Origin of the sequence: Binatus sp. (SeqCode), assembly GCF_035272065.1 — a bacterium.
Lineage (GTDB): Bacteria > Desulfobacterota > Binatia > Binatales > Binataceae > Binatus.
Map to the genome: position 1 here is coordinate 1 of NZ_DATEQZ010000095.1, position 8,913 is coordinate 8,913.

The window sequence follows — 8,913 nt, forward strand, 5'->3', positions numbered from 1 at the left end:
CATCCTCGGCCGGCAGCGTGCGCGAGCGCAGCCTATCCCGCAGCTCCCTGCGCTCACTCGGCGTCAAGCAAAACTCTCCTGCAAGCATGCCTCATGATACAAGAATCCGATACCAATGTCACCGTTACAGGCCACTAGTTCAAGCTAGAGAGAGCCGGAATCGATATAAGAGTCGAGTCCCGGCTTGATCAAGCCTGACAGTGGCCCTTCGCTCGCCTTTGACCACGTTCCGCTAGACCAACGATATTCGTACGATCGCAAGGCTTGAGGAGGCCGTATGGCACAACCTGGCAGCCAACTTGACCGCGCCAATCTATCGGCCGGAGCCGAAAAATTGAGCTTGCTCGCCGGATTGACCGCCGGCCTGGCGTACTCAACCTTTGCCAGCTTTGTCGCCAACGCGCTCACTCCCGTTACGGGACGCCTCGTCGAGACGGATTCGTTGCGCCGCAACGTGTCCGGCCACTACCAGGAAGTTTTCAGCCTCGACGGCGCAATTCCCACCGTGGTCGCATCGCTGATCGTTTTCGTCCTGGTCTGGTGGTCAATGCGCGTGATTCTCGAGCACTGGCAGCGTGAAGATTGGGGCCGCATCGGCGCACTAGACCGCAGCTTGTCAGGCGGACCGCTGCTCATACCGGTGATAGTCGCGCCTCTGGCTCTGTAGTTAGCAAGTAAACTCGTACTATATCGAAATTTCAGTTCAGCAAAAGGAGAATGACTAATGAATGGAACGACTGACAAAGTTAAAGGGCGCGTCGAAGAAGCGGCGGGCGTATTGACTAATGATAAGAAGCTGAAAGATCGCGGCAAGATGGATCAGGCCGCCGGCAATGTCAAAGACGTCATCGGAAAGACGATCGACAAGGCGGTCGCGGCTGTCAATCACGCCAAGCGCTAGAAAGTTCGCACCCGGCCGAGCAAACCTGCTTGCCCTCCTTCCGTGACCTACACACGGCCGAATGCCGTAGGCCAGCCGCGCTGCGCCTATCAACCTCGCAATCCTCAATGCGCGATATGTCGCGTGGCCCGCAACGCCGCGCGCTCAAGTTTTGACAGCGGCAGCCTTACTTTCGCAGTTCAGCGACAAATGATAAGAATGCGCGATTGTGTCTGTGGACGTGTGGTATCTGGGGAAACCGAACAGGGACTCCGATTCAACCGGGAGGAGAATCATGCAGCGAAAGGTACGCAACAAACTTTGGATCTCAGCCGCATCGGGAGTGTTGATCGTGGCCGCGGGACTTTCCGGGTGCTCGATGTTCTCCACGTCGAATGTTCCGGTCGATTGCGATGTTGTGAAACAGCAGGTGAAGGCCGGACAGACCGACGCTCAGATCGCATCAAACTTGAGTGCCCCGGTGGATCAGGTCGCAGCCTGCCATGGTCCGGAGACCGACACTAACAAGACCACAACCATCCCAGAGAAGGGGTACTGAGCAAAAAGCACCATCCTACAGCGCGAGACGGCGATCCGCTGGCGACAGCGGGGTTCCAGGCGGCGCGTGATGCTTGAGTTGGCTTGACTAACTTCTATTTTGGAAGCTACTGTCCGGTCAAGGAAACCACCGTGCGCTGGAATGAAATCAACACTGTCGAATGCTCGATTGCCCGCGCACTCTCTGTCGTCGGTGACCGCTGGACGATGATGATCGTGCGCGACGTGTTTCTCGGCATCCGCCGCTTCGACGCCATGCAGCAGGACCTGGGCCTGACGCCTCATCGCCTGTCTCATCGCCTTGGCAAGCTGGTCCGCGACGGAATCCTGGCGCGGGTCGAATATGAGAAACGTCCGCGCCGTTTCGAGTATCGATTGACCGAGAAAGGCATCGATCTCTTTCCGTTGATCGTCGTGCTGAACACTTGGGGCGACCGCTGGATGGCTGGTCGCGCCGGCGCGCCGATTGAATTGGTTCATCGGAACTGCGGTCGCGCGATCAAGACCGCCCTCACTTGTCCAAGTTGCGACGAGAAGATAGTGCCGCGCGAAATGAGCCTGCGCCCCGGCCCTGCACTCAAACATCGCGGATTGCCAGGGCGGACGTTTCAACCAGTGCAGGTTCCCGCCCATTTTGCACACTACCGGGGCTGATTCCCATGAATAAAAACAATCCTGAAATCTGGATGATCACCTTCCCGATTCCTGGAGCCTTTGCGCAGATGGCGCGAATGGTTGAAGAGAGCGGCTTCGATGGCATCGGGATTGTCGACACTCAGAATCTGGCAGCGGATCCCTACTCCGAGCTGTGCCTCGCGGCTCACGCCACCAAACACCTGAAGCTTCGCACGGCTGTTACCAATCCGGTGACTCGTCATCCTGCGGTGACCGCTTCGGCGATCGCGACCGTTCAGGCCGAGTCCGGTGGACGTGCGGTGCTCGGAATCGGCAGAGGCGATTCCGCCGTCGCCAAGATTGGCGAGCGAGCGCCGTCGAGCAAAGATTTCGCGCGCTACATTTCACAGGTACAGGGCTTTCTCCGTGGTGAGGAGGTCACGCTCAACAACGGCTATCGCAGCCGCAACGAGTGGATCGCGCGAGGCACTTTGCCGAAGGTCCCGGTCGACGTCGCGGCCACCGGACCTCGCGTGATCGAGGTCGGCGCCACGCTGGCAGAGTCAGTAACGTTTGCTGTCGGCGCCGATCCCCAGCGGCTTGCCTGGGCCGCAGACCACGCCCGACAGGCCCGCAAGCAGGCCGGGCTGGATCCGTCGACGCTTAAGCTCGGCGCATTTCTAAACGTGGTAGTGGATCCCGATTTTGCCCGTGCGCGTGCGATGGCGCGCGGGACCGTCGGGACGATCGCGCACTTTTCGGGCATGTCCCGCGGTTCGACTGCGGGGATGCGCCCCGATGATCGCGCGGTGGCACAGAAAATCGGTGAGAAGTACGATATGTCCCGCCACGCGCGAGGAGACGCCGGCCATGCTCAATTCATCGATGACGCGTTTGTCGATCGGTTCGCCATCGCCGGACCTCCCGCGCATTGCGTGAAGCGCTTCGAGGAGCTGCTCAAACTCAGTCTCGATCATCTGATCATCGTTGGCCCCGGCGCAGATGTAGCGCCTGCCGACCAAATGCAACACCTGGGATTCTTCGCGAGGGAAGTTTTGCCGGTCCTCAAGTCAGCCAGACAATCTGTTTAGTCGCGAAGAAGAAAATTTCCTGACTTTGAAAGGAGACAATCCGATGGCCAGCGAATATCACCTCCACGGCATCGAGCTCTCACCTTACTCGGTGAAGGTCCGTTCGTACTTCCGCTACAAGGGAATTCCCCACCGATGGATTCCGCGGAGTCTCGACACCGAGGGCGAGTATCAGAAGTACCAGAAGCTTCCGCTCGTGCCCCTGGTCGTGACCCCCGACAACAAGGGCATCCAGGATTCCACACCTATAATCGAATACGTCGAGGCGCTCCACCCCGAGCCCTCGATTCACCCAACCGAACCAACCGTCAGGTTTATTTCAGTACTGCTCGAGGAGTTCGGCGACGAATGGGGCAACAAGTGGATGTTCCACTATCGATGGGCGCGCGAGGCCGACATTCTCTCGGCCGCCGGGCGCATCGCACGCTCAATGATGCCGGCAGTTGACGAAGCGCAGCTCGCCAACGGAATCGCGATGGTTCGCGAGCGCATGGTTCCTCGCGTCTCTTTCGTCGGCTCGAATCCCCAGACCGCTCCGCAAATCGAAGACTCCTTCCGCGACACGCTCACGATCCTCGAACCTCACTTTGCCAAACGTGCCTACCTGTTCGGCAATCGCCCCGCGTTCGCCGACTTCGCGATGTGGGGGCAGCTCTACAACGCATGGACCGATCCGACGCCTGGCGCGATCATCAACGCGACCACGCCAAACCTGCTCGCATGGATCCATCGCATGCTATGGCCGCGAGCCGAAGGCGACTTCGAGCCGTGGTCAAGTCTTGCTCCGACGTTGACGCCGCTACTAGAGCGCCAGGTAGGAGGACTGTTCATGCCATGGACAGTGGCCAACGCGTCAGCGATAGCCAACGGGCGGGAAGAATTCAGCGTAGAGCTAGGCGGCCGCACCTGGACCCAGAAGCCGCAGAAGTATCACGCCAAATCGCTCGCCACGCTGCGCGAAAAGTACCAAGCCCTCAGCGACAAGCGCGCGCTCGATGCGATCCTTGACGCTACTGGCTGCCTCGCGGGATTGCGCGCCTGAGCCGCGTGCCCTGCAAATCGAAAGTTTTTTCAAAGCTCGCGATCTCATTCGCGACGGCAGTCCTTCTTTTCCTGAGTACGGCCCTCGCCGCACCGACTCCTATCTCGCCCGACGAAGCCGCGCTCGAACGCAACTTCGACTCGCTCATTCACCCCGACGACCTGCGCGACTGGATGAAGCTGCTGGCCGCGCAGCCGAATCACGTAAGCTCGCCGCACGATAAGTCCAACGCCGATCAAATCCTTGCCTGGTTCAAGGACTGGGGCTGGGACGCCCACATCGAGACCTTCTGGGTGCTCTATCCCACACCTATCAGCGAGACCCTCGGGCTGGTCGGCCCCAAGCCCTTCAAAGCCACGCTGCAGGAGCCTCCGATCCCCGGCGATTCCAGCGCGACCGCGACCGATCCCGCGCTTCCTGCCTACGTTGATTACCAGCACGACGGAGACGTCACTGCCGGCCTCGTTTACGTTAACTACGGGATGCAGGACGACTACAAGATGCTCCAGCGTCTCGGGGTAAGTGTCAAAGGCAAGATAGTCATAGCGCGCTACGGCGCCGGATGGCGCGGGTTGAAGCCTAAGCTCGCGTACGATCACGGCGCAGTCGGATGCATTATCTACTCCGATCCTGCCCAGGACGGTTATGCCATCGACGAAACCTATCCTAATGGTCCTATGCGCCCACCTCGCGGTGTGCAGCGTGGATCGGTGCTCGACATGGGGCTCTATCCCGGCGATCCGCTAACACCAGGCATAGGTGCTACAAAGGACGCCAAGCGCCTGCCGATCTCCGACGCGCCGACCATCATGAAGATTCCAACGCTTCCTATCTCCTATGCCGACGCCCAGGTCTTCCTCGCCGCCCTCACCGGCCCTGTAGCTCCTCCGAGTTGGCGCGGCGCACTGCCTATGACCTATCGAGTAGGACCGGGCCCGGCGCTAGTCCATCTGGCGGTCAAGTCCGACTGGCGGCTCCGCCAGATCTACGACGTCATCGCTTTTATGAGAGGCTCGACCTGGCCGGATCAATGGGTCATCCGCGGCAATCATCATGACGGCTGGGTGTTCGGCGCCACCGACCCGCTGTCGGGACAAGTCGCGCTGCTTGCCGAGGCCAAGGCTTTCGGCGGACTCGCAAAGCAGGGTTGGCGGCCCAAGCGCACGATCGCTTATGCCAGTTGGGACGCGGAGGAGCCGATGCTCCTGGGCTCGACCGAATGGGCTGAGGAGCATGCCGCCGAGCTCAAGAAGAAAGGAGTCCTATACATAAACTCCGACTCCAACGAACGGGGCTTCCTGGGTGTAGGTGGCAGCCACGACTTCCAGCATCTGGTTAACCAGGTCGCCGCCGATGTGATCGATCCTGAGACCGGCGTTCCTATCGGCGATAGGCTGCGCGCGAAAATGCGCTTAGCCGCTCTCGCGCCTACTGCCACCGAGCATGCCAGGGCCGAGGCAAAGATCGCGGCGGACCCGGACAAGGACTTACCTATCGAGGCGCTGGGCTCAGGCTCCGACTTCTCAGCCTTTCTCGATCATCTCGGTTTGCCCGCGCTGGATGTAGGTTTCTACGAAGAGGGCCACTCAGGCGGCGTCTATCACTCACGTTACGACACCTTCGAGCACCACAGCCGCTTCGTCGATCCCGGTTTTGTGTACGACGCGATGCTGGCGAAGACGGTCGGACGGATAGTGCTGCGCGTAGCCGACGCCGACCTTCCCGTCCAAAACGCAAGCAGTTTCGCCAACGCGGTCTCAGACTATCTTGATCAGGTGAAGAAGCTAGCCGACGACGAACGCGAAGAAGCCGAGACGCAAGCCAAGCTGCTGCACGAGCACGCATTCCAGCTAGCTGCCGATCCCACAAAATCCAGCGGCCTGCCCACCGCGCTTGAACGCGTTCCACACCTCGAGTTCGCAGCACTGGAAGACGCGGTCGATCGCCTGAAGCGCAGCGCCAAGGCCTATGACGACGCGCTAGCGAAAAACTCCTCGCACCTATCCAGCGCTCAGCTAGCCCGAGTGCAAGCCCTGATGTTGACCATAGACCAAACCCTAACACCCGATGAAGGCCTACCAGGCCGAGATTGGTACAAGAATTTAGTCTATGCCCCCGGCCGCTACACGGGATACGAAGCAAAAACCCTACCCGGAGTCCGCGAAGCAATCGAAGACCGCCGCTGGTCCGACGCCAACCGCTACGCCAAGCTGACCGCCGAAGCTCTGAACGCCTACAGCGACCGCCTGAACCAGGGATCAGCAGTGCTCAACAGCCGCTGATCGGATCGACTTACACATAACAAAATGCGATAACTCTTTCGACTCGGAGGACACTCGGCTATGGCGCAACAGGTTGTTGTCGAAACCAATTGCGGAAGAATTCGCGGGAGCGCTGATAACGGCATCAACGTTTTCAGAGGCGTCCCTTACGCCGAATCACCCGAAGGCGAAGGTCGCTTCACGGCGCCGAGAGAGCTCCAGCCCTGGGCCGGCGTTCGCGACGCTTTTGAATTCGGCAATCGCGCGATGCAGGACGAGAATGCGTTTGCGATGCCGCCGGCGATGCTCAAGCTGTTCGCAGGGCGCGAGCTGCCTCCGATGAGCGAGAACTGCCTCGTGCTCAACGTATGGACTCCCGCCGTCAACGACGGACGAAAACGCCCCGTAATGTTCTGGTGCCACGGCGGCGCGTTCATCTCGGGCTCCGGCGATTCGCCCTGGTACGAAGGAACCAACCTCTGCCGCAAGGGCGACGTAGTCGTCGTGACGATCAATCATCGGCTCGGCGCATTCGGCTATCTGCACCTGGGCGAGTTTGGCGGCGAAGAATTCGCGGCGTCAGGCAATGCCGGCATGCTCGACATCGTCGCCGCGCTGAAATGGGTCCGCGACAATATCGCGGCTTTCGGCGGGGACGCAGGCAACGTCACGATCTTCGGCGAGTCCGGCGGCGGCGCGAAGGTCAGTGTGCTGATGGCGATGCCGGCGGCTCACGGGCTGTTTCACAAGGCGATCATTCAGAGCGGACCGGCAGTGCAGATGGCCAGCCGCGACGACGCTGCCGAGACTGCGCGTCAATTGCTTGGAGAGTTGGGACTCAGTGCCGGCAACCTGAGCGAACTGCGCAAGTTCCCTGCGCCGAAGCTCGCACAAGCGCAAGCCGCGGTCCTCAAGAAGGTCAGCATGATGTCCTTCTCCAACCGCCGCCGCGTAGGTTTCAATCCCGTGGTCGACGGCAAGTACCTTCCCGGCGGTCCGTTCGAGCCGGTCGCGCCCGCAATTTCCGCAAACGTGCCGCTCATGATAGGGACCAACAAAGATGAGATGACATTGTTCTTTGCATTCGCGCCGTGGCTCGAGGAGCTCGACGAGGCCGCGATGCGCAAGCGGGTCCAGATGTTCGTTGGTGACCAGGCCGACCGCATCATCGAACCGTACAGGCGCGCGCGGCCCAACGACTCGCTGCGCGATCTCGTGATGGCGATCGCGACCGACCATGCGATGCGAATGCCGTCGCTCGTCACCGCCGACCGCAAGGTCGTGCAACACGCCGCGCCGGTTTTTGTCTACATGTTCACCTGGGAGACGCCCGTGCTTGACGGCAGGCTCAAATCGCCGCACGCGCTTGAAATCCCGTTCGTCTTCGACACCGTGCAAAGCTCGGGGCTGACCGGCGATTCGCCGACGCGATTTCCGCTGGCCGACAAGATGAGCCGTGCCTGGCTCGCGTTCGCGCGCACCGGAAGTCCGAATCACGAAGGCATTCCGTATTGGCCTCAGTATTCAACCGAGCGGCGTCCCACGATGATCTTCGACGACGGGTGCCGCGTTGAAAGCGATCCGTATCAAGCAGAGCGGCAAGCCTGGGACGCCCGCTAGGATGCGATCGTAACGACGAAGCTCAGGCCGCCTTCGTCCACCGGCGCACCAAGCGATTTCGGGGAGTCATATGCCGAGCAGGCGGGGCGCGCGTATTTTTGACACCTCCTCGCCGTAGTCGTATAGTCGCATTGGCTGGGGGTGTGCATAATACGCACTGAGAGCTCCTGCGGGAGAACCCCTTGAACCTGATCCGGGTGATGCCGGCGTAGGGAAGCCAACGGCGCAACGTTCCGGCTGCGCCTGGGCCGCTTCCCACATCAGGGAAGCGGCTCAATAATGCCGGACTCCATCGCAACTTCAATCACGCTCAACGGCGATCCTTACCCGCTCAGCGCTGACACGCCGCTGATCGCGCTGCTCGAGCGGCTGAACATGCGGCGCGGCCGCGTGGCCGTCGAGATCAACCGTGAGATCGTGCCGAAGGCCAATTACGACGCGACGATTGTGAGGGCGGGCGATCACGTCGAGATAATCAACTTCGTCGGCGGCGGATAAGTCGCCGCCCGCAAGGAAAATATGCAGGACACTTCATTTGAACTGGGCGGAATGAAATTCAAGTCGCGGCTGATCGTCGGCACCGGCAAGTATCGCGACTTCGCCGAGACCAAGGCCGCCGTCGAAGAGAGCGGCGCCGAAATCGTGACGGTCGCAGTGCGCCGCGTGAACATCACCGATCGCGCCAAGGAAAGCCTGCTAGACTTCATCGATCCCAGGGGCTACCAGATTCTGCCCAACACCGCCGGATGCTTCACGGCTGACGAGGCGATTCGCACCTGCCGCCTCGCGCGCGAGGTGGGAGTTGGCGAGCTGGTGAAGCTCGAGGTGATCGGCGACAAGCAGACG

The 8,913-nt window shown here is 60.6% G+C and carries 9 protein-coding genes, 1 pseudogene and 1 riboswitch; all 10 genes and pseudogenes read left to right on the forward strand.

Features of this window, described 5'->3' with window-relative positions:
* The first annotated feature begins 277 nt into the window (after nt 1–277).
* Nucleotides 278–667 carry a hypothetical protein gene (locus tag VJX68_RS16305; RefSeq protein WP_324096779.1) on the forward strand — a complete coding sequence of 130 codons (390 nt, stop codon included), beginning with the start codon at nt 278–280 and terminating at the stop codon, nt 665–667.
* A 57-nt stretch (nt 668–724) separates the two neighbouring features.
* Nucleotides 725–901, forward strand: coding sequence for a CsbD family protein (locus tag VJX68_RS16310; protein WP_324096780.1), 177 nt, complete (start codon nt 725–727; stop codon nt 899–901).
* A 274-nt stretch (nt 902–1,175) separates the two neighbouring features.
* Nucleotides 1,176–1,439, forward strand: a complete 264-nt coding sequence (locus VJX68_RS16315) for a hypothetical protein (RefSeq protein ID WP_324096781.1) — start codon at nt 1,176–1,178, stop codon at nt 1,437–1,439.
* Between the two features lie 131 nt (nt 1,440–1,570).
* On the forward strand, nt 1,571–2,092 hold the full coding sequence (locus tag VJX68_RS16320) for a winged helix-turn-helix transcriptional regulator (RefSeq protein ID WP_414643494.1): 522 nt from the start codon (nt 1,571–1,573) through the stop codon (nt 2,090–2,092).
* 68 nt (nt 2,093–2,160) lie between these two features.
* Entirely contained in the window at nt 2,161–3,144 is a 984-nt protein-coding gene (locus tag VJX68_RS16325; RefSeq protein ID WP_324096787.1) for an LLM class flavin-dependent oxidoreductase, read from the forward strand.
* 43 nt (nt 3,145–3,187) lie between these two features.
* Nucleotides 3,188–4,186 (forward strand): glutathione S-transferase family protein, encoded by a 999-nt coding sequence (locus VJX68_RS16330; RefSeq protein WP_324096783.1) that lies wholly within the window; start codon nt 3,188–3,190, stop codon nt 4,184–4,186.
* Between the two features lie 5 nt (nt 4,187–4,191).
* A complete protein-coding gene (locus VJX68_RS16335; protein ID WP_324096784.1) occupies nt 4,192–6,468 on the forward strand; it encodes a transferrin receptor-like dimerization domain-containing protein in 2,277 nt (758 codons plus the stop codon).
* A gap of 60 nt (nt 6,469–6,528) precedes the next feature.
* A complete protein-coding gene (locus VJX68_RS16340; RefSeq protein WP_324096785.1) occupies nt 6,529–8,067 on the forward strand; it encodes a carboxylesterase/lipase family protein in 1,539 nt (512 codons plus the stop codon).
* A gap of 127 nt (nt 8,068–8,194) precedes the next feature.
* A riboswitch (TPP riboswitch) is annotated at nt 8,195–8,299 on the forward strand.
* Between the two features lie 47 nt (nt 8,300–8,346).
* Nucleotides 8,347–8,565 (forward strand): sulfur carrier protein ThiS, encoded by a 219-nt coding sequence (thiS, locus tag VJX68_RS16345; protein WP_324096786.1) that lies wholly within the window; start codon nt 8,347–8,349, stop codon nt 8,563–8,565.
* 21 nt (nt 8,566–8,586) lie between these two features.
* Nucleotides 8,587–8,913 (forward strand): annotated as a pseudogene (locus VJX68_RS16350) (hypothetical protein); the annotation flags it as partial.

Coding starts and splice junctions, on each gene's coding strand:
- VJX68_RS16305 (WP_324096779.1), top strand. CDS start 278: ATGGCACAACCTGGCAGCCAACTTGACCGCGCCAATCTATCGGCCGGA.
- VJX68_RS16310 (WP_324096780.1), top strand. CDS start 725: ATGAATGGAACGACTGACAAAGTTAAAGGGCGCGTCGAAGAAGCGGCG.
- VJX68_RS16315 (WP_324096781.1), top strand. CDS start 1,176: ATGCAGCGAAAGGTACGCAACAAACTTTGGATCTCAGCCGCATCGGGA.
- VJX68_RS16325 (WP_324096787.1), top strand. CDS start 2,161: ATGGCGCGAATGGTTGAAGAGAGCGGCTTCGATGGCATCGGGATTGTC.
- VJX68_RS16330 (WP_324096783.1), top strand. CDS start 3,188: ATGGCCAGCGAATATCACCTCCACGGCATCGAGCTCTCACCTTACTCG.
- VJX68_RS16340 (WP_324096785.1), top strand. CDS start 6,529: ATGGCGCAACAGGTTGTTGTCGAAACCAATTGCGGAAGAATTCGCGGG.
- thiS (WP_324096786.1), top strand. CDS start 8,347: ATGCCGGACTCCATCGCAACTTCAATCACGCTCAACGGCGATCCTTAC.